2 tRNA genes are annotated in these 264 nt (G+C 56.8%); both read left to right on the forward strand.

Going from position 1 to position 264, the window contains the following annotated elements:
- Positions 1-77: transfer RNA gene (locus BK139_RS23535), tRNA-Met, on the forward strand.
- A gap of 17 nt (positions 78-94) precedes the next feature.
- A tRNA-Ile gene (locus BK139_RS23540) sits at positions 95-171 on the forward strand.
- Positions 172-264: the final 93 nt, after the last annotated feature.

The following is a 264-nucleotide window of genomic DNA, read 5'->3' on the forward strand; positions in this document are numbered from 1 at the left end:
GGCGGTGTAGCTCAGCTGGCTAGAGCGTACGGTTCATACCCGTGAGGTCGGGGGTTCGATCCCCTCCGCCGCTACCATTTCACTAAACGATGCTGGACCTTTAGCTCAGCTGGTTAGAGCAGACGGCTCATAACCGTCCGGTCGTAGGTTCGAGTCCTACAAGGTCCACCACTTTTCATTATTCGGAGGAATACCCAAGTCCGGCTGAAGGGATCGGTCTTGAAAACCGACAGGCGGGTCAAACCGCGCAGGGGTTCGAATCCC

This window comes from Paenibacillus sp. FSL R5-0490, assembly GCF_001956215.1.
Classification (GTDB): domain Bacteria; phylum Bacillota; class Bacilli; order Bacillales; family Cytobacillaceae; genus Cytobacillus.